16 protein-coding genes are annotated in these 19,319 nt (G+C 44.2%); 12 read left to right on the top strand and 4 right to left on the bottom strand.

Annotated features, from left to right (window positions below; all coding sequences use genetic code 11):
• Window positions 1-76: 76 nt before the first annotated feature.
• The 6 genes from AB6D93_RS09665 (at window position 77) to AB6D93_RS09640 (ending at window position 7,605) form a co-directional block, all read left to right on the top strand.
• A complete protein-coding gene (locus AB6D93_RS09665; protein WP_102332029.1) occupies window positions 77-1,087 on the top strand; it encodes a putative 2-aminoethylphosphonate ABC transporter substrate-binding protein in 1,011 nt (336 codons plus the stop codon).
• A 200-nt stretch (window positions 1,088-1,287) separates the two neighbouring features.
• Window positions 1,288-2,709 (top strand): FAD-dependent oxidoreductase, encoded by a 1,422-nt coding sequence (locus AB6D93_RS09660; RefSeq protein ID WP_102332030.1) that lies wholly within the window; start codon window positions 1,288-1,290, stop codon window positions 2,707-2,709.
• Window positions 2,710-2,936: 227 nt separating this feature from the next.
• The gene (locus AB6D93_RS09655; protein WP_017067332.1) at window positions 2,937-4,046 is read left to right on the top strand and encodes a putative 2-aminoethylphosphonate ABC transporter ATP-binding protein; all 1,110 of its coding nucleotides are present in this window, start codon (window positions 2,937-2,939) and stop codon (window positions 4,044-4,046) included.
• Window positions 4,047-4,067: 21 nt separating this feature from the next.
• Window positions 4,068-5,777, top strand: coding sequence for a putative 2-aminoethylphosphonate ABC transporter permease subunit (locus AB6D93_RS09650; RefSeq protein WP_372050087.1), 1,710 nt, complete (start codon window positions 4,068-4,070; stop codon window positions 5,775-5,777).
• Between the two features lie 68 nt (window positions 5,778-5,845).
• Window positions 5,846-6,550: a phosphonate utilization transcriptional regulator PhnR gene (gene phnR, locus AB6D93_RS09645; RefSeq protein WP_029235340.1), complete on the top strand. Its 705-nt coding sequence runs from the start codon at window positions 5,846-5,848 to the stop codon at window positions 6,548-6,550.
• 152 nt (window positions 6,551-6,702) lie between these two features.
• Window positions 6,703-7,605: a multidrug transporter gene (locus tag AB6D93_RS09640; protein WP_102332032.1), complete on the top strand. Its 903-nt coding sequence runs from the start codon at window positions 6,703-6,705 to the stop codon at window positions 7,603-7,605.
• 134 nt (window positions 7,606-7,739) lie between these two features.
• Here AB6D93_RS09640 and AB6D93_RS09635 read toward each other — a convergent pair whose 3' ends face one another.
• From AB6D93_RS09635 to AB6D93_RS09625, 3 genes are all read right to left on the bottom strand, one after another.
• Entirely contained in the window at window positions 7,740-8,522 is a 783-nt protein-coding gene (locus AB6D93_RS09635) for a siderophore-interacting protein (RefSeq protein WP_102332033.1), read from the bottom strand.
• 200 nt (window positions 8,523-8,722) lie between these two features.
• On the bottom strand, window positions 8,723-10,201 hold the full coding sequence (locus AB6D93_RS09630; RefSeq protein WP_102332034.1) for a peptide MFS transporter: 1,479 nt from the start codon (window positions 10,199-10,201) through the stop codon (window positions 8,723-8,725).
• A gap of 415 nt (window positions 10,202-10,616) precedes the next feature.
• Window positions 10,617-11,987, bottom strand: coding sequence for an L-serine ammonia-lyase (locus AB6D93_RS09625; RefSeq protein ID WP_017059518.1), 1,371 nt, complete (start codon window positions 11,985-11,987; stop codon window positions 10,617-10,619).
• A 356-nt stretch (window positions 11,988-12,343) separates the two neighbouring features.
• Between AB6D93_RS09625 and AB6D93_RS09620 the strand changes: the two genes are divergently transcribed.
• A complete protein-coding gene (locus tag AB6D93_RS09620; RefSeq protein ID WP_102332035.1) occupies window positions 12,344-13,222 on the top strand; it encodes a YdcF family protein in 879 nt (292 codons plus the stop codon).
• Window positions 13,223-13,376: 154 nt separating this feature from the next.
• On the opposite strand, the gene AB6D93_RS09615 is transcribed toward AB6D93_RS09620, so the two are convergent.
• Window positions 13,377-13,637: a DUF333 domain-containing protein gene (locus tag AB6D93_RS09615; RefSeq protein WP_102332036.1), complete on the bottom strand. Its 261-nt coding sequence runs from the start codon at window positions 13,635-13,637 to the stop codon at window positions 13,377-13,379.
• 302 nt (window positions 13,638-13,939) lie between these two features.
• Between AB6D93_RS09615 and AB6D93_RS09610 the strand changes: the two genes are divergently transcribed.
• The 5 genes from AB6D93_RS09610 (at window position 13,940) to AB6D93_RS09590 (ending at window position 19,281) form a co-directional block, all read left to right on the top strand.
• The gene (locus AB6D93_RS09610) at window positions 13,940-14,458 is read left to right on the top strand and encodes an NUDIX hydrolase (protein WP_102332037.1); all 519 of its coding nucleotides are present in this window, start codon (window positions 13,940-13,942) and stop codon (window positions 14,456-14,458) included.
• Window positions 14,459-14,686: 228 nt separating this feature from the next.
• Complete coding sequence (locus AB6D93_RS09605; protein WP_102332038.1) at window positions 14,687-16,450, top strand: ABC transporter ATP-binding protein; 1,764 nt, start codon at window positions 14,687-14,689, stop codon at window positions 16,448-16,450.
• On the top strand, window positions 16,444-18,228 hold the full coding sequence (locus AB6D93_RS09600) for an ABC transporter ATP-binding protein (protein ID WP_102332039.1): 1,785 nt from the start codon (window positions 16,444-16,446) through the stop codon (window positions 18,226-18,228). Before AB6D93_RS09605 ends, AB6D93_RS09600 begins: the two co-directional genes overlap by 7 nt.
• A gap of 235 nt (window positions 18,229-18,463) precedes the next feature.
• A complete protein-coding gene (locus AB6D93_RS09595; protein ID WP_017067627.1) occupies window positions 18,464-18,730 on the top strand; it encodes a hypothetical protein in 267 nt (88 codons plus the stop codon).
• A gap of 116 nt (window positions 18,731-18,846) precedes the next feature.
• On the top strand, window positions 18,847-19,281 hold the full coding sequence (locus AB6D93_RS09590) for a hypothetical protein (RefSeq protein ID WP_017064806.1): 435 nt from the start codon (window positions 18,847-18,849) through the stop codon (window positions 19,279-19,281).
• The last annotated feature ends 38 nt before the right edge of the window (window positions 19,282-19,319 follow it).

The following is a 19,319-nucleotide window of genomic DNA, read 5'->3' as shown; positions in this document are numbered from 1 at the left end:
TCTAGATGGAGCTTCTAGCCTTAACAACTTTAACCTTGGAAATTCCTAACCTTGGCATCGGGCCTGACTGGAGAAAATGATGAAAAACCGTTTTATGAAAGGATCACTTGCAGCTTTAGTTACTCTATTGGCTGGTAATGCTTATGCAGCACAGGAAGTGACGGTTTACACCGCTTTTGAAACTGACATTTTAGCGAAGTACAAAAACGCATTTGAAAGTGAAAACCCAGACATCAACATCAAGTGGGTACGTGATTCAACTGGGATCATGACGGCAAAATTATTGGCCGAAAAAAACAACCCGCGTGCAGAGGTAGTTTGGGGACTTGCTGGTTCTTCAATGGCACTGCTTAAAGAAGATGGCATCCTGAAACCTTATATGCCTCAAGGTGTAGAAGCATTACGCGCTAACCTTAACGACCCACAGTCTACTCAAGCTTGGTACGGTAATGATGCATTCTTCAATGCAGTTTGTTTCAACGAAGTGGTGGCTAAGCAACTTAACTTACCTGCACCTAAATCTTGGGATGACCTAACGAAGCCTATCTATAAAGGCCACATTGCTATGCCAAACCCAGCATCTTCTGGTACGGGCTACATGCAGGTTTCGGCTTGGTTACAAAACATGGGTGAAGACCAAGGTTGGAACTACATGCAGAAGCTAGACCAAAATATTGCTCACTACACGCACTCAGGTTCTAAGCCATGTGTTCAAGCGGGCATGGGTGAAGTCGCTATCGGTATTTCTATGGCGAGCCGTGGCGCTAAGCTGAAAACTCAAGGCGCTCCACTTTCAGTGATTACACCTGAAGGCATCGGCTGGGAATCTGAAGCGGTAGGCCTTGTTAAGCCTTCTGATGCAGCACAACGTGTTATCGATTGGTCTATTTCTAAAGCGGCAAATGAGCTTTACATCGAAATGTACCCAGTTGTTGGTCACCAAGATGTGACAGGCAAAGCAGAGAACTTCCCTAATGTAGAAAAGAACATGGCAAAAATGGACTTCGCTCGCATGGGCAGTGAACGTGCAGACGTTCTTAAAACATGGTCTGAGAAGTTTGACGCTAAATCAGAGCCAAAATCTTAATCTGCTGAGCTTTTTAGTTCATGAGCTCCTTGGTTAATTATCTACCGAGCTTATTAGACACATGGTTTATTAGATATATGGCTTATTAGACACGTAGTCCATTAGATATGCAGCTCATTAGAAGTTAGAGATCAGTAAAGGAAGGCTTCGGTCTTCCTTTTTTAGTTTTACGCCTTTAGGTTTTAAGTAAGGTACAACAAATGACAAAGCACTACTCATATTGGTTCAAGCAAGCGTTAGAACAAGAGTTTGGCAACATCAATGAGGGGCTAGATTCGGCGAAGTCGCTCCAAAAAGACGTCAACTGTGATATCGCCATTGTTGGCGGTGGCTATACGGGTTTATGGACGGCGATTTTAATCAAACAACAGCAACCCGAAAAGCATGTTGTCGTGATTGAAAAAGGTCTATGTGGTAGCGGTGCTTCTGGTGCGAACGGCGGTTGCATGCTGACGTGGTCAACTAAGTATCCGACGCTGAAAAAGCTCTACGGAAAAGAACAAGCGAAATGGTTGGTTAAGGAATCGGAAAAGGTTATATACGAGATTGAAGCCTTCTGTAACGAACACAAGATTGACGCGCATCTATATCGAAGCGGTACTTACTACACGGCGACCAATGAAGCGCAAAAGGGTGGAATGGAGCCTGTTGTTAATGAGCTGGTTAAGCAGGGTATCAATAGCTGGAAGAAGTGCGACAATTCTTTGGCTGATAAAGCGGGATCTGATCGCCACATTGAGGGTTACTACTCAGAAGCTGCGGGTAGTGTGCAGCCAGCGTTATTGGCGAGAGGCTTACGCCGCGTTGCGATCGAATTGGGTGTCGAAATTTACGAAAATACAGAAATGACTTCTCTTGATTACGGCTCACCAGTTCGCGTCCAAACTAAGGGTGGGACGATAACTTCCGATAAAGTGATCTTAGCGCTCAATGCGTGGATGCTCGATCACTTTAAAGAGTTCAAACGCAGCATAGTGGTTGTCTCTTCCGATATGGTGGTGACCAAGCCTATTCCTGAAAAGCTCAAGCAGTTTGGTCCAGAGAAAGGGGCAGCGGTGGTAGATTCGCGTATCTTTGTCCACTATTACCGAGATACCCAGGACGGACGACTCATGTTGGGCAAAGGCGGTAATAAGTTCTCGTTTGCCAATCAAGTTGAAAGCATGTTTAACCAAACGACCAACTACCTGCCGATTCTCAATCAATCGTTTCAAAAACTGTTCCCTAAATTGGAACAAAGTGAATTCGATTACAACTGGTCAGGAGGCTCAGATCGTTCGGTCACCGGTCTGCCATTTTTCGGTAATCTAAAAGGCCAAGGCAACATCTATTATGGGCTTGGTTATTCAGGCAATGGCGTTGCTCAAACCCGTATGGGCGGGAAGATTTTGTCAGCAATGGTGCTCGATATCGACAATGCTTGGACGCGAAGCGGTTTAACTAAAGGCCCATTAGGACACTTCCCGCCAGAGCCATTCCGTTGGGTAGGTGCGATGATAGTGCGTGATGCGGTACGAAGAAAAGAGAACGCGGAAGATTCGGGTAGCACGCCATTGTGGCTAGATAAACAGTTATCCAAACTCGCAGGTGCGGCGGGCAAAGCCGACAAGGTTGAATCATAGATTAATCTAGCGTTTAAATTAGAAGTTTACATTGAGGCTCTCAGTGATTTATGGGCAAGTCACTGAGGGCTTTCAACGTTGAACTAACTTTCAATGTTGAACAAATAGCAATTTTTAATGCTTATTATATCTGCAATATAACTGTCATTTAGCTTCTATAAATTTGTCACTCAACTGCAATATTCTCAGTATAAATTTGGTATATACCATATAGAGAGTGCTGTAGTATGAGCAACCAAACTTATTTGAATATTGAAAACGTTGTAAAGCAATTTGGCCAATTTACAGCGTTAAAAGACATCTCCCTATCGATAGATAAAGGCGAGTTCGTCTGCTTCCTTGGCCCATCTGGCTGTGGAAAAACCACCTTATTACGTGCGATTGCAGGCCTAGACTTACCAACGTCAGGTTCTATTGAGCAGAACGGTAATGATACGACCTTCTTGCCACCAGAAAAGCGCGACTTTGGCATCGTGTTCCAATCTTACGCTTTGTTTCCAAATCTCACTGTGGAAGAAAACATTGCGATTGGTCTGAAAAACCAAGGCATGTCGACCAAAGAAGCCCTTGAGACGGTTGAGTCTTGGTTAGAGACCATTGGCTTACCAACGTCTGGTCAGAAATTTCCAAATCAGCTATCTGGTGGACAGCAGCAGCGTGTTGCTCTGGCTCGCGCATTAGCCTTGTCTCCAGGCTTGTTGCTACTCGATGAACCGCTTTCTGCGTTGGATGCGAAGGTAAGAACACACCTACGTGATGAGATCTGCCAACTGCAACGCAAATTGGGTATCACCACTATTATGGTGACGCACGACCAAGATGAAGCGTTAACGATGGCAGACCGTATTGTCGTGATGAATCATGGTGTTATCGAGCAGGTCGGTGCTCCTCAAGAGATCTACCAAAAACCTGTCAGTCGTTTTGTGGCTGAGTTTGTTGGTAGCATGAACTTTATTCAAGCTTCTGTTGCGGCTCAAGGCAAGATGCGTATTGCTGAGTCAATGCTGCCGTTACCTGGCTTAGATAATCTCACGCCAAATCTGGGTGATGTTTTTGATATTGCCGTTCGTCCAGAGCAAATCCAGTTTGTTGATCGTTTTAGTGAATCCTTGCCAGTGAGAATCGTATCAAGCGAATTCTTAGGGGCGTTTTATCGTGTTGAGTGTCAATTGCAACATGACTCAACGGCGAAAGAGATCATCGTTGATGTTCCCGTCAAAGAGTTCAACCGATTGAAGCTGCGTCGCAGTGATATTCGTTACGTGGCGTTTGATCAAGAAGGCCTTAGAGCTTACTCATCGAAAAGCCTGCAAGTGATGAAAGACGAGGCGGCGTAATCAATCATGGAATCGACTCAAATGATGCAATCTAAGCTGCTAATTCAACGACGAGTACAACCTTTTCTGGCTCGGTTAAGCAAAGACAACGTAATTCTATTTGGGCTGTTGGCCTTTTTGTCTGTGGTCATGACGTTGTTTATCCTGATGCCACTGTGGGCAATGTTGAAAAAGAGTGTTCAGAACGCAGACGGTGAATTTGTAGGTTTACAGAATTTCGCTACGTATTTTGCGTCTCAAAGCCTGTGGCAATCGGTAGGTAATACCTTCACGCTTGGATTGCTAGTGACCGTAATCGTGGGTGTCTTGGCGTTTGGTTATGCCTATGCGCTAACTCGTTCATGCATGCCTTTTAAGGGGCTTTTTCAAGTACTGGGTTCTGCGCCTATTCTTGCTCCGTCACTGCTTCCTGCAATCAGTCTTATCTTCTTATTTGGTAACCAAGGTATCGCTAAAGAAGTCTTGGGGGGCAACTCGGTTTATGGTTTGATTGGTATCTCACTGGGCTTGATATTTTGGACGTTTCCACACGCCTTGATGATTCTGACCACCTCATTAAGAACCTCTGACGCTCGCCTTTATGAGGCAGCACGTGCACTCAATACTTCATCGTTAAAAACTTTCTTTATGGTGACGTTACCTGCGGCAAAATACGGCTTGATCAGTACCCTGATCGTTGTGTTTACGCTGGTGGTTTGTGACTTTGGTGTGCCAAAGGTGATAGGTGGTAGCTACAACGTGTTATCGACTGACATCTTTAAGCAGGTGGTTGGTCAACAGAACTTCTCTATGGGTGCAGTAACCAGTATCTTGCTGCTATTACCTGCGTTGCTTGCGTTTACCGTTGACCGCTGGGTTCAAAAGAAGCAGAAGAGCTTGTTTGATACTCGCTCCGTCGCTTACCAACCAGAGCCAAACACTCTACGTGATGGCGTGTGTTTGCTCTATTGCACCATCATCTCTGCTGCTGTGGTTATTGTGTTGGGCATGGCGATATACGGTTCGATGGTCACCTTCTGGCCTTGGAATAAAACGTTAACGCTAAATAATTATAACTTCGCAGAGATGAGTACTTATGGTTGGACGCCATTTTTCAACTCTTTAACCCTCGGCGCTTGGACTGCGATTATCGGTACCGTATTGATTTTCTTAGGCGCCTATTGCATTGAGAAAGGCCGCGCATTTGGTCCTGTTCGTCAGGCAATGCAAATGCTCAGTGTGGTACCGATGGCCGTTCCGGGTATGGTGTTGGGTTTGGGCTATATCTTCTACTTTAATGATTTGAGTAACCCACTCAACTTCTTGTATGGCACGATGGCGTTCTTGGTGATTAATACGGTGGTTCACTACTACACAGTCGGCCACATGACAGCGTTAACCGCATTAAAACAGCTGCCTGAGGAAATAGAAGCGACGGCGGCTTCGGTTAACCTACCGCAATACAAGCTGTTCTTTAAAGTGACGGTGCCGGTTTGTTTGCCTGCGATTTTAGATATTGCGACATACCTGTTTATTAATGCACTTACTACGACATCTGCGGTAGTATTCTTGTATTCTACCGATACGATACCTGCGTCAGTTTCAGTACTGAATATGGATGATGCGGGACAAACGGGTGCAGCAGCTGCCATGGCGGTGATGATCATGATATCGGCAGCGAGCGCGAAGTTGATTCATATGTTAATCAACAAGTTATTCGAGAAGCGCACCCAGGCTTGGCGTAAACGCTAACGAACTATTTTATATTGCAGTTGGCCAAGGAGTGGCTGACGACAAGAACAAGAATAAAAGGAAATGAAGTGCAGTACGTAAAAATCAAAGATGTCATCGTAGAGCAGATAGAGTCGGGGATGTTAACACCACGACAGAAGCTGCCTGCGGAGCGCAAACTGGCTGAATCGTTTGATACAACACGAGTTACGTTACGTGAAGCCTTGTCTTCACTTGAAGCGGAAGGACGAATTTATCGAGAAGACCGACGTGGTTGGTTTATCTCTCCCGAGCCGCTTCGTTACGATCCAACACAAACGCTGAACTTCACCAATATGGCTCTATCGCAGAATCGACAGCCGAAAACTGAGTTGGTGGCGGCGAAAGGAATGTTAGCAACCAAGGAGGCGACTCGGCTTCTTGAGTTACAACCTTTCTCGGACGTTTATCGAGTAGACAGAGTTCGTTATCTTGAAGATAGGCCGGTTGTGTATGTGACCAACTACATTCGACCAGAGTTGTTCCCTAACTTGCTTGATTATGACTTGTCTAAATCGTTGACGGACATCTACCGCGAACACTTTGGTGTGGTGTATCAGAAGATCCGTTACCGAGTGAGCACAACGTCTTTACTTGGCGAGACAGCGCAAGCCTTGCGTGCGACTTCTGGCTCACCTGCAATGGTTGTTGAGCGTGTTAACTACAATCAAAACGGCGATCTGATTGACTGTGATATTGAGTATTGGCGTCATGACGCGATCAGTATTGAGTCAATCGCGCAGCTAGAGCGCTAGTCATACGTTAGAACGTTAGAACGTTAGAACGTTAGCATATCTGCAATTATGCAGGATTGCCCAATTGAAAAGTTCAAAGGTCTCTTATTCGGAGGCCTTTTTATCATCTGTTGTCAGCCGTTGTGCTAATTCATCTATAATTTAGGAATGAAATGGAATTCTCTGCCATCGTCATCGTGACTATTTCGGCTTTGCTTCACGCGGGTTGGAACGTTCTAGGTAAATCGAATCAAGGATCGGGCTCGTCTTTCTTCTTAGCCTCTGGCTTTGCCGCTGCTGCGATATTGACTCCCTATTTGATTTGGTTCATTTACAGTGTCGGCTTTGTGGATATCACGCTTTTATTCTGGAAGCTACTTCTTTTAAGTGGTATTTGCCAAATCATCTATTTAATCGGCTTAGGTGTAGCCTACAAGCAGGCCGATATTGGGGTGATTTACCCGATGGCACGAGCGCTGCCCGTGTTGATGGTGGGTTTAGGCACGGTGTTGATAGGCTATGAGCTGTCACCTAATCAATGGTTTGGCTTCACCTTGATTACCTTGGGTTGTTTGTTTGTACCACTTAAGAAGTTTTCAGATCTTAGGTTAAAAGCGTATCTCAACCTTGGCGTACTGTGGGCGTTAATCGTGGCCATTGGTACCACGGGCTATTCCATCATTGATAAAGAAGCGCTTCTGTTACTCGATCCTTTGAGCACACCAGTTATAACTAACAAGCACACCGCGCTTTTCTACCTAGGTATCCAGTTCTGGGCAATTGTGATTCCGTTGAGTGTTTGGTTATTCGTAACCAACCAAAGAATCGAGTTTACTAATGCTTGGATACTGCGAAAGAAAGCCACGCTTGCAGGCATTATGATGGCTTCGACCTATGGCTTAGTGCTGTTTGCGATGACCATGACTGAAAATGTCAGCTTGGTTGTTGCTCTTAGGCAAGTGAGTATCATTTTCGGCGTAGTGATGGGGATCTACTTTTTAAAGGAAAAGTGGCACGCGACTCGCGGTGTAGGCGTATCTCTAATTATTGCTGGCTTAGTTATCTCATTGACTTAAAAGATCGCCTGAGTGATTGGGGATTTGTGAATAGGTATCTCTATTAAGTTAAATGAAAAAACGCCCTTAGCGAAACAAACTTCGTTAAGGGCGTTTTCTCTTTATCTAGTAAGAAGCTGTAGGTAGTAAAAGACTTACCCCGCTAAATCTTGAGCATCTTGCTGTTTCAACACTTTGTGGCCATCTTCAGTGACACCACGTTTCCAGTAGCTGCTGATGTAGATGTTCTCTTTCGCGACTTCTTTTTCGTTGCGGAAGTATTGTCTTAGCTCACGCATGCTTTCAAATTCACACGCTGTCCATATTGAAACCTGACCTTCTAACCATTCTGTGTTGCGCACGGTTTGTGAAAGTGACTCTGAGGTTTCATCTTCAATCAACCAGGTTACTTTGATACCTTGAGGAGTCTCAAGTACCTGCTTATCTGCTGCTGAGTTGATCTGAATGATAGCGTGACCAGTCGCTGTTTCTGGGAGCGTTTTTACTTTTGCAGAAAGCGCAGGTAGGGACGTCATGTCTGCAACTAAGAAGAACCAGTCTGACTCTAGGTTAAGCCCCTGAATTAAACCAGGACCAGCCACTGAAATAGTGTCACCCACTTTCGCGTTCATTGCCCACCTTGCAGCAAAGCCACACTGCAAATCTTTAGTGATGTGACGAACGAAATCGACTTCAATCCACTGCTCTACAGGATTGTACTGACGAATGGTGTAGGTACGCATGGTTGGGCGCTCACCTTCGTTTAGCTGGCTTAAATCAGTCGTGCCAAGTGGCGAGAATAAAAGCTTGATGTAGCCGCCGGCACATTCTGTTGGGTATTTACTTAATCCCTCACCGCTAAGCGTTATGCGCTGCATGTTTGGAGTAATTGTTGAGGTTTGAGTAACGGTTAATGTGATAGGGCTAGGCTTGCTCATATAAGGCTCTCTTAGATTTGGATTTCCACATCATAATCCTGAACTAAAAAACACTCAATACTAATAGTTATCATTTACTTTGATTTACACATGTACTACCTAACTTATACGACAGATCCTATTGAGAAACGGATCCTACAAAAAAGAGCCCTTTAGAAAACTAAAGGGCTCTTAGGATTGGTTTGACTCAGCGAACAGAATTAGCTGTTTGCTTGCTCTAGTTCAATCGTTTCTTCAGCGGCTTTCGCAGCTTCTAGCATCTTACGAATAATGAACGATGCTGCCATTGCGATACCTACCATCACGACGGCAAGAACAGTCAGCATTTGGAAGTAATCACCGTAAACCGTTTGCACGATCTCTTGTGTGATCTCTTGACCTTTCTCTAGTGCAATAGACGTTGAGAATACCGCGCCAACAATGCCTGATAGTGCGATAGCAACAGAGAACAAGCTTACTGAGAAGTTTTCAATGTGCTTAGGTGCAACAGACAGGATGAAGGCTACAACCATTGAACCTACAATCACTTCACCGAATGCTAGGAAGAAGTGAATCGCTAGGAAGACTTCTGGGCGGATCAGAACATCGTCACCAACTGTCGTTACTGCCATCGTAAGGATACCGAAAGCGATAGCCGTAAGGATGAAAGAGAAACCGACTTTGGTTGCAGTTGAGAAGTTAATGTTTTTCTTTTCTAGGTTAGAGAAGATACCCGCGATGATAGGGCCAGCAACCATACACCATAGTGGGTTCATTGCCATTGAAGCTTCAGGTGCGACAGGGATGAAACCAAATAGATCGCCACGCATTGTGTTGATCGCTACCATTGTCATCGAAGTCATCATCTGACCGTAGTACACGAAGAAACATGTCGTCAGGAATGTGATGATTAAAATAGTGCCCATTTTCAGCATGTCTGATTTCTTCGATTTCAACATCAAAGAAACAAAGTAGACGATTGCTGCACCGCCAATTGCGTATACGATGTTTTGGCCAATATCCATGTTCGAGAACATGAAGAATACCAAGCCAATCATAGCGGCAGAAAGACCAAGGAACGCTGCCCAGTTTTTAGTGCTTACTGGTTTTTGGTCGATTTCAGCACTTGCTTCAACAAGGCCTTTGCGAACAAAGATCATCATCAGAAGCGCAGCACCGGCTAGAACCGCTGAAAGAAGGAAACCACCGTGGAAACCAACAACAAGTACTAGCATTGGGAACAGGTATTGGCCTAACAGAGCACCAATATTGTTTACTGAGTAGTTGATTGGGTAGCAGTTCTCAAAATCTTCTTGAGTTTTGAACGTGCGTTTGTAAAGACTTGGGTAAGAAGGGGACATCAAACCACGTGCATAACTTGCTAACGCAATACCACATAATGCCATCGGAACATTGGTTGCTGCTGCACCAAGTACCAGTAGAACGTAACCACTTGCGAACCCTAGGAAGGCAATGGTTAAAGATCGGTAAGCGCCTAAAAACTTGTCGGCGATAAAGCCACCTGCGATAGCAAATAGCGGTCCGATTGCAGAGAAAGCACCAACAACCATCATGGTGTCGGCTTCATTGTAGTTCAGATCTTCAAGGAAGAAACGAGTCAAGATCACCATGACGCCATAGAACGAAAGTCCGAACATCATTTGGCAGAACATCATTGATTTGTTTAATCTATTCCACATTATTTTATTCTCACGTTTGTATTAATATGTAGTGTAATTACCCGATTATAATATCATTAGTAGTAATACATAAACTGAAACATCTGTCCCAAACAGAACTTTACTCGATATATCTTTTCTTATGAGTGCATTCATATTTCTCATGAATGAGATTTGCAACGTTAGATTTTGCAAGTGGATGCATGGCGGTATGAAATTTAGCCATCATCATTTGTGGCTAAGTAATGAACTAATAAAGGGAAAGTTAGAGGTAGTCATTCTGTAAGTTATTTTGAGTGAGTATCACTTTCAATTAGCTGTTGGGCTTTAGCCAATAAAAAAGCCAGCTTGGTGGCTGGCTTTGTTGAGATATTGAAAACTAAGTTTACAAGAATACTGTCTCTATAGAGGCTTTCTCCACTCGTGTTCCTGTCTTTTATTCACAAGGTGGTGCCATGTGGATCACGGCTAGGCCGCCTAGAGAAGTTTCACGGTACTTCTTGTTCATGTCTTTACCTGTTTGATACATGGTCTCGATAACCTTGTCTAACGAGATAAGACACTTGCTGGTACGTTTCAACGCCATGCGCGATGCATTGATGGCTTTCATTGCACCCATTGCGTTACGTTCGATACATGGCACCTGAACAAGGCCACCGATCGGATCGCATGTCATGCCCAGTGAGTGTTCCATCGCGATCTCAGCTGCAATACAAATCTGTTCGTTGCTACCACCACGTAGGGCAGTTAGGCCTGCTGCGGCCATTGATGAAGAAACGCCGACTTCACCCTGACAACCTACCTCTGCGCCAGAAATCGAAGCGTTGGTTTTGTATAAGATGCCGATTGCGCCAGAGACTGCCAAGAAGTCTTTAAGCTGCTTAGTGTCTAGCTCTTTGATGAAGCGATGGTAGTACATTAATACCGCAGGAATAACCCCAGCCGCACCGTTGGTCGGTGATGTCACGACCTGACCGCCCGCTGCGTTTTCTTCACTTACAGCAAAGGCAAATAGGTTAATCCAATCCATGATCTCCATTGGATCGTTTTCAATCGAGGCATTTGCTTCCAGCTTTTTAAGCAGAGCAGGTGCTCGACGAGTGACTTCTAGACCGCCATCAAGGATGCCTTCCGTGTCAAAGCCACGCTGCATACACAGAGACATCACCTTCCAAATTTGGTCGGCTTTCTGGTCAATCACATCCATACCTTGGAATGAAACTTCGTTACGTAGAATTAAGCCACCAAGGCTCAGTCCTTGTTGTTCGGATAGTTCAAGCAACTGATCAGCAGAAGAGAAAGGGAACTCAACTTGAGTTTCTGCTTCCTGTTTGCCGTTTTGTAGCTCATCAGCGGTTGCGATAAAGCCACCACCAATCGAGTAGTAGGTTTCCATATCCAGAAGGCTGCCGCTTTCGTTAAAGGCAGAGATAGTCATACCATTTTCATGCAGCGGAAGGTTGGTCTTGTGGAAGAGCAGATCGCTTTCTACATCGAAATAAATTTCATGGTTACCGCTAACCAATAGAGATTTATCTTCAATCGCCTTACGCATTGCTTGGTTAGCACTGGTGATTTTAATGGTGTCGGGGCGGTTACCTAGCAAACCTAACAAGGTCGCTCTGTCTGTGTGGTGACCAATACCCGTCAATGATAACGAGCCGTATAAGTCGATTTGAATACGCTTCACTTGCTTAAGCTGAGCATCAATTTTTTGGGTAAAGTTAAACCCAGCGATCATTGGTCCATTTGTGTGGGAGCTGGATGGTCCAACCCCAATTTTGTAGATATCAAAAATAGACAGCATAGTAACTTCCTGTGAAGACGGTTCGATGGACGAACTCTGTGTAAAATTTGTATTTGGTTAGTTGCACTTCTTTGAGTGAACCTGTTCTGTGGGTGAAACAGTTATGCGATAGAGCGTATTCATTGATTGAAAGGGCTCTTTTATCGACTAGTGCTAACAAGCATAGAGCGATGAAATACAAGAGCGTGCTATGTTTGCTGTAAAGCGACACGTTTATTCTTGTATTACCTAAGATGTCGCTATCAATAGTGAGCATTATTGCGAGCAACATACAAGAATTTCAAAATACTTTTGTTAACAAGTATTGTATACATAATTCACTCCATCTAATCCCCAAAACGAGACTTGAACATAAAATGAGCATTAATCACCTCCTTATTGTGCTGGGTAAGCGACTTAATGAGAATAAATTGACTGATGAAGGAATCAGTCGAGTTGATGCTTTGGTTGAGTATCTGGCGGAGCCTTTGGTAGAAGACTCGAATCAGCAAACTGCGGTAGCATTTTGTGGTGGGCTAACAAAAGGGCAAACACTGTCTGAAGCCGACGCGATGCACCAGTACTTTAGAAAGCTTGAAAAGCAGCGTGAACATCCGTTTTCTTTAGGGGCGATTTTGCTCGAGCAGCACTCGACCAACACTGTCGAGAACATACAGAACTTGGCCTCAGAGTTGATTGCAAGCGGGCTGTTTACTCGCGGGCAAAGTGTGCAAGTGACATTCGTTTCGAATGACTACCATTTACAACGTATATTCGAGATTCAATCGCTCATGGGCGAGCAAGGTTTGCTTAAAGTTCTCATCGAGAAGTGTTCCGCACTTGGGGTAGAGCAGCAAATAGATCGCAGGTTGGAGGCTCATGTTGCGGTGCCATACCCACATCAAAGTGCTCAGGGGCAATTGTTTCTGTTGATGGACGTACTGACGACCTACCGAGTTTATCTTGAAGGTGTTTGTGCGGGCGCATTTAAGCGAGATTTAGAGTTGGTTAGACGAGAGCCAGAAAGACTGTCTTTGGAAGCATTGATCACTGCCAAAGAGCTCGTTGGACGTTCATCTGACTTTGACATTGTGGAGAGTTTACTCCCAGCATTGGAGCGCTGTATCCAGCAGACTTCAGTGGGTACCGATGTAAAAAAAGTCAGGGAATACCTAGCTCTACTAGATACTAACCTGACTTTATTGAACCGTTATTTAGATCCGGAATCGGATCTCACACATCGCTGGTGGCGATAGGTGATTATTTCTTTCTCGTGATGCCAATAACGGCCTTTAAACTCGCAAAGGCAATCAGACAGTAAGCTCGAAGCTTTGTGCCTTCTTCTGCTCACGCGAACGTAATCACCGCCCGTCACATTGGCCAAAAGGCTCATGTGTTGTATTACAGTGATTAACTTTGGGTTTCTGAATCTTGCTCGTGGTGGTTGCGGTAGTATTCCCACTGCTCAATGCGTTCACCGTCATCGAATACACAGTAAGTTGTACGCTGATTGTTTTCAGTAACCGTGTCTAATTCACCGTCCTGTTGAACACAATAAACCGCTGCTGGGTTAGCGACTGAAACACGTTGGCCCTCGCTATATTCTGCATAGTCGTTTGCACAACCGCCTAATACAACGGCACATACAGCCATCAAACCAATTTTCTTCATGTCTATCTCCTACGTGATAACTCTATAATCGAATGCGTTAAGTTCTACAGAACCAAATGAGAAGCTCTATGAAATTAGTATATTTTAGATTTCAGAAAAGGTTGTCCTAATTTGGTCAAGATATTGAAATAGGTTGATATTTCTTCATGTTTAACGACTTTTTGAGTGTTAGATCAAGCTAAGTGGATTCAAGTTACCGTAGGAATATCCCCGTCCGATCCGTTCTGGTTAGCGGTTGTGAACCTCGAATCTATTGATGATTATGATATGATGCCGCCAAATTCAGTAGAGCAGTCAGAATCATGAGACACCTAAAAACAACCATCCATCCTGATATCGACCATCTAGACAATAAAACGGTCTATAAGCGCAACGCTGCCCGTGCCATTGTGTTAGATGGTGAAGACATTCTGATGCTGTATACAGAGCGTTATCACGACTACACCATTCCTGGTGGTGGTTTGGATGAAGGGGAAGATGTGATCGCAGGTATGGTTCGTGAACTCGAAGAAGAGACTGGCGCGAAGAATATCCATAGCATCAAGCCGTTCGGCATTTTTGAAGAGTTTCGTCCTTGGTACAAAGATGATGCAGACATGATGCACATGATTTCTTACTGCTACTCATGCAAGATCGATCGTGAGCTTGGTGAAACGGCTTACGAAGATTATGAAGTGAAAAACGGGATGAAACCGGTGTGGATTAATATTCATGACGCAATTGCTCATAACGAGAAGACTATGGCCGAGAGCCCTAAAAAGGGCATGAGCATTGAACGTGAAACCTTTTTGCTGCATTTGATTGCCAAAGAGATGCTTTAGCCGTTATCAATACTAGCCTGCTAAGCTATTTATTTGCCGCCACTTTTGGCGGCAAAGTTGTTTCTAGCAATGCTAAAACTTAATACCCGAAACTAATTATTGAATATGGTTGATATTGTCAACTAAGTGTTTTTGATGTATCTTTACCTCAGCGATGAACCTATCTAGCTTAACTGCCCGGTTATATCGTTAAATCTCGCTGTGAGCCTGCCCTAAACAAAGAATACTATGAATAAAAGACAGTTTATTGCCCATTATCTGCGCATGAATCGCACCTCGTACTTATTGGCGATTGTGTTCATCTTTCTCGTCAACTGGTTACAAGTAGAGATCCCTCGCTATATCCAATTGGCGATAGATTTGATTGATGATGCCTCTTCAACTGGCCACCAACAGCTTCAAACCTATGTTTGGATTGTGGTCGGGATGTCGGTTGCCATGGTGGTGGTGAGAATTCTGTCTCGTATCTATGCGCTTAATCCGGGGCGAATTACAGAGGCCGCACTTAAAAGTACACTTCTACAAAAGTTGAATCGCTTACCGAGCAGCTTTCACGAACGCTTTGCTTCGGGTCGACTGATCTCGATTATCAACAATGACCTTAGTGGCATTCGACTGCTGTTTGGTGTCGGCTTCTTGCAGTTCTTCAATGCCTTGCTTGCGTTGTCGTTGACGCCTCTTTACATGTGGCGTATCTCACCAGAATTAACGCTTTATTCGATCATTCCTATCTCAATCGCTTTTGTGATTTTCCGTGTGGGCTTCAAGCGTATGAAAATACTGCATTTAGAGCACATGAAGCGTCTACAAAACCTGTCTGCTCAGCTAATGAGTTACCTGTCTGGGATTGATCTCATTAAGAGCCAGCAGATGTCACCTTGGGTGAAAGCCGAAACTGAAAAGCTGAACCAGTTATTGCTTGAATGCCGCCTTAAAATTACACGCATTCAAGTCTTCTTTATGCCGGTACTCGACTACGCCAATGACCTGATGAAAATCATCATTCTTGGGCTTGGTGGCTACATGTTAATGAGACAGGAACTCACACTTGGTGAGATTACCGCCTTTCTGACTTACTCGGTTTTGCTCGCTATGCCATTGATGCAACTTGGCAGAATCGCGACCATTTATCAGCGTGGCATGGTAGGTATTCAAAGTGCACAAACCATTCTTAATGCCAAAGTCCCGGAGCTTGATGAAGATAAGCTGACTGAACTAGATGTTGAATCACTGAAGGGAAAAACGTTTTCTGTTCGCAACCTCAGCTTCAGCTATTCAGGTGAAGAACGCGTGATTCTCGATGACATCAGCTTTGATATTCCAACAGGTAAGAAAGTGGGTGTGTTAGGCGGGATCGGAGCGGGTAAAACGACATTAGTGAACTGCTTAAACCACCACTTGGATGTACCACAAGGTTCTGTTTTCCTTGGTGAAAGAGATGTCACTAGCTTCTCACGCAGTGACTTACGCCGTTACGTGAAAACCGTGACTCAAGACCCTTACCTGTTTTCAGCAACCGTCGAAGACAATATCCGCTTTGGTAGCCTAGATACCGATTTGGCAAAGAGTCAGGTTGATGAAGTGCTAGAGCTCAGCCAGTTGGCTAGTGATGTGACACGTTTTGAACACGGCGATCAAACCTTAGTCGGTGAGAAAGGGATCATGTTGTCAGGTGGTCAGAAGCAGCGCTTAAGTATTGCGCGTGCTTTATTGCAACCCACCGACCTGATCATCATGGATAACGTTCTATCGGCTGTCGACTATGAAACAGAACGTAAGATCTTGGAAGGTTTGTTTAAACGTTTGGAAAATCAATCGGTTCTTGTGGTTTCACACCGCGTTAATGCCCTTGAATATATGGATGAAGTCATCGTGTTGAACGAAGGTAAAGTGATCGCGAAGGGCGACCACGCCACGTTATTGAAAACCTGTGATTACTATTACGATACATGGCAACTACAGCAGAATGAAACGGAGGCAGCAGCATGTTAAAACGTGTTGATCTCAAGTACCTCAAGCACTTTTTTAAGTTTGCTAAGAAATACAAAGGCTCTGCGATTCTGGGCATCGCTATGCTTCCTCTTTCTGTCATCACGAGCTTGTTGTTCCCTTGGCTGATCATTCAAGTGATCGATGTTCACCTGAGTCACGGGGATATGGATGGTCTGCTCGAATACGTCTTCTATCTCGTTGCCGTGCTGGTGGCGAGTTATGTGGTGGATACCACCTATTCGTACAATCTGCGTAAAACTGGTCAATACACGATAACTGACATGCGCTCAGTATTGTTTTCTCGCGTGCTCAAACTGCCACGCAGCTATTTTGATAACACACCGATTGGGGTAACGCTTTCACGATTAACCAGTGACTTGGAAACCATCGGCGAGACGTTTGTTCAGTCGGTTGTAGGGCTAGTTAAAGACAGCATCAATACCATTGCTCTGTTGGTGATGATGTTCTTCATTGATTGGCAGTTAACGATGATTGTATTGATCATTATGCCGCCAGTGATGTATTTGACGGTGTATGTGAGAAACCGACTTCGTGCTCTCTATAAGGTGACTCGTTCTTCTCTCGCTCGCGGTATTGGCTTTTTACAAGAAGTCTTATTTGGCATGAAAACCGTTCAGATGTACCGAGCGGAAGAGCAAGTCGAGCAACGCTACCAAGGCTATACCGATGAGTTTTTAAGAGCGCAGAAGAAGATCAATAAATACGATGCGATTTTGTTCTCGTTTATCTCTGGCATCACCTCCATCACTATCGCGATTATGATCTGGTATGGCTCTGAGCAAGTGTTAGAAGGGGCGCTCACCTTGGGTGTGCTGATTGCGTTCATCAACACCTTAGAGAAAGTGTTTGTTCCGATTCGTGACTTTACTTCGCAGATCGCTTCGATTCAGAGTTCATTTGCAGCGTTTGACCATATTGAAGAGCTGTTTGTTGAGCCGACTGAAGAAGAAGGGCGCAACCTGTTGTCATCTAACAAGGTTGAGAAGCAGCTTGAACAGTTTGTGAGCCTAGAGTTTAAGAACGTAAGCTTCCGCTACAAAGACGACTCTCCCTACGTTCTAAAGAATGTCTCGTTTGTATTGGAGAAAGGGCATCAAATCGCGCTTGTGGGTTCGACGGGCTCGGGCAAGTCGACGATTCTGCGTCTGATCTCTAAAGCCTACCAAGACTATGAAGGCAGCATTTTGTTGAATGGAATAGAGCTGTCACAGATCTCAAGTGAAGACTCTGCTCATTTGTTCTCAATGATGATGCAAGACGTGCACTTATTTGAAGAGACCATCCAATTCAATATCGCGCTGGGCAAAACGCATCTATCTAGAACTGAGGTTGAACAGGCGGCGCGCTATGTTTATGCCGATAAGTTTATTGAACAATTGCCACAAGGTTATGACTTCCACTTGGAAAAGAACGGCTCCAACTTGTCTGTAGGGCAAACGCAGCTTATCTCGTTCGCTAGAGCGGTTGCACAGGGTGGTCAATTGATGATGCTTGACGAGGCGACCAGTTCGGTAGATTCAATCACCGAAGACCTGATTCAAAAAGCAATGCAGCGCCTTTTCAAGGAAAAAACTGTGATTGCGATTGCACACCGTTTGAGTACCGTTCGTCACTCAGATACGATTTTGGTGTTGGAAAAGGGTGAAATTGTTGAGCAAGGTAATCATCAACAGTTGGTGGCACACAATGGTATTTATGCTGGCTTGTTACAAGAATCGATTGTAGAAACGGGCGATTCTCAAGTAACGGTTGCCTGATCACCTCAAATCAGGTTTACCGTTATCGATACTATGAATTGGTGTTGCTTATGTTTCACCAATTTCTATTCTTTTCTAGTATTCCCAGTAGCTTAGGGAAAATAAAACATATTTTACGATTATTAATATGTTATGATCTCCCTACTACTAAAGGGGTGTCTTAGGGCATCGGGATGTATGCAAGCAAAAAGAACCGGCTTGTGTCAGTCACTTTCTGGCGAATATGGAATCGAAAATGTTGTTGGAAGAAGTTGTAGAAATTATTGAATTAACCGACTCAGACCATTTATCTCAAGCAATGGAACTGTTTAACGAGCATGGTTTTGTTGATACTGAGTCTTTACCTTTTATGAATGTTGTTTTTGAAACAGCACCAGATCAACTTGCGAAGAAGCTGTCGCAGATTGGTTTTAAAGGTTTAGTGCAAGTCGAAAAGAATGAAGATGCATCGGGCTTCACCATTATTGATGCTGACCGCGTTCTGCTAAAAGATTCTGCTTAGTTGAAAGGCTCTGCTTAGCTGCAAGATTCTTCTTAATGACAAGAATAAGATTCAGCTTAGTGAAAAGACTCTATCCAGTTCAGTAACACCCGTTATGATTATTTGAGGTTAACACAGTGACAACAGCAACCGTTTCATCAACAGAACAACATATTTCCAACGAACATGCACTTTTAGGTGCATCGTTATTAGCGTCTCAAAAAGTTGAGTTGGCTCTGTTCAGTGTGATCTCTAAATTAGCTAAAGCCCTATCAAAAGAGCAGCAACAGTCATTAGGTTTGGATTTGGATACCTTTTTAAGGGAGAAGCCAAGTGAACAAGCCTCGACTCTGAGCCGCTACGAAAATACGTTTGGTGAACAACTTCCTTTGAAGGCTAATGAACTCAACGATTTTATTTATCATCGAAACTTGGTCACTCGTGGCTTTTGGCGTGTGACTGGTGCTGATGTTAAAGGCGGTGAGAAACTTGCTAACCCAGAGCTTTATTTAAAAGAGTTCTTGGCTAAATGTGAATACTGGCAAGTGATGATTGATACTCAAACCAAGTAATCAAATTGAAATAAGAAAGCCATAGCGAACATGCTATG

Source organism: Vibrio sp. 10N.247.310.23 (genome assembly GCF_041467155.1).
Lineage (GTDB): Bacteria > Pseudomonadota > Gammaproteobacteria > Enterobacterales > Vibrionaceae > Vibrio > Vibrio crassostreae_C.
Note: the sequence above shows the minus strand (reverse complement) of the source record. Positions and strands in the feature narration are given on the sequence as shown.

Coding starts and splice junctions, on each gene's coding strand:
- AB6D93_RS09665 (WP_102332029.1), top strand. CDS start 77: ATGATGAAAAACCGTTTTATGAAAGGATCACTTGCAGCTTTAGTTACT.
- AB6D93_RS09660 (WP_102332030.1), top strand. CDS start 1,288: ATGACAAAGCACTACTCATATTGGTTCAAGCAAGCGTTAGAACAAGAG.
- AB6D93_RS09655 (WP_017067332.1), top strand. CDS start 2,937: ATGAGCAACCAAACTTATTTGAATATTGAAAACGTTGTAAAGCAATTT.
- AB6D93_RS09650 (WP_372050087.1), top strand. CDS start 4,068: ATGATGCAATCTAAGCTGCTAATTCAACGACGAGTACAACCTTTTCTG.
- AB6D93_RS09640 (WP_102332032.1), top strand. CDS start 6,703: ATGGAATTCTCTGCCATCGTCATCGTGACTATTTCGGCTTTGCTTCAC.
- AB6D93_RS09635 (WP_102332033.1), bottom strand. CDS start 8,522: ATGAGCAAGCCTAGCCCTATCACATTAACCGTTACTCAAACCTCAACA.
- AB6D93_RS09630 (WP_102332034.1), bottom strand. CDS start 10,201: ATGTGGAATAGATTAAACAAATCAATGATGTTCTGCCAAATGATGTTC.
- AB6D93_RS09625 (WP_017059518.1), bottom strand. CDS start 11,987: ATGCTGTCTATTTTTGATATCTACAAAATTGGGGTTGGACCATCCAGC.
- AB6D93_RS09620 (WP_102332035.1), top strand. CDS start 12,344: ATGAGCATTAATCACCTCCTTATTGTGCTGGGTAAGCGACTTAATGAG.
- AB6D93_RS09615 (WP_102332036.1), bottom strand. CDS start 13,637: ATGAAGAAAATTGGTTTGATGGCTGTATGTGCCGTTGTATTAGGCGGT.
- AB6D93_RS09610 (WP_102332037.1), top strand. CDS start 13,940: ATGAGACACCTAAAAACAACCATCCATCCTGATATCGACCATCTAGAC.
- AB6D93_RS09605 (WP_102332038.1), top strand. CDS start 14,687: ATGAATAAAAGACAGTTTATTGCCCATTATCTGCGCATGAATCGCACC.
- AB6D93_RS09600 (WP_102332039.1), top strand. CDS start 16,444: ATGTTAAAACGTGTTGATCTCAAGTACCTCAAGCACTTTTTTAAGTTT.
- AB6D93_RS09595 (WP_017067627.1), top strand. CDS start 18,464: ATGTTGTTGGAAGAAGTTGTAGAAATTATTGAATTAACCGACTCAGAC.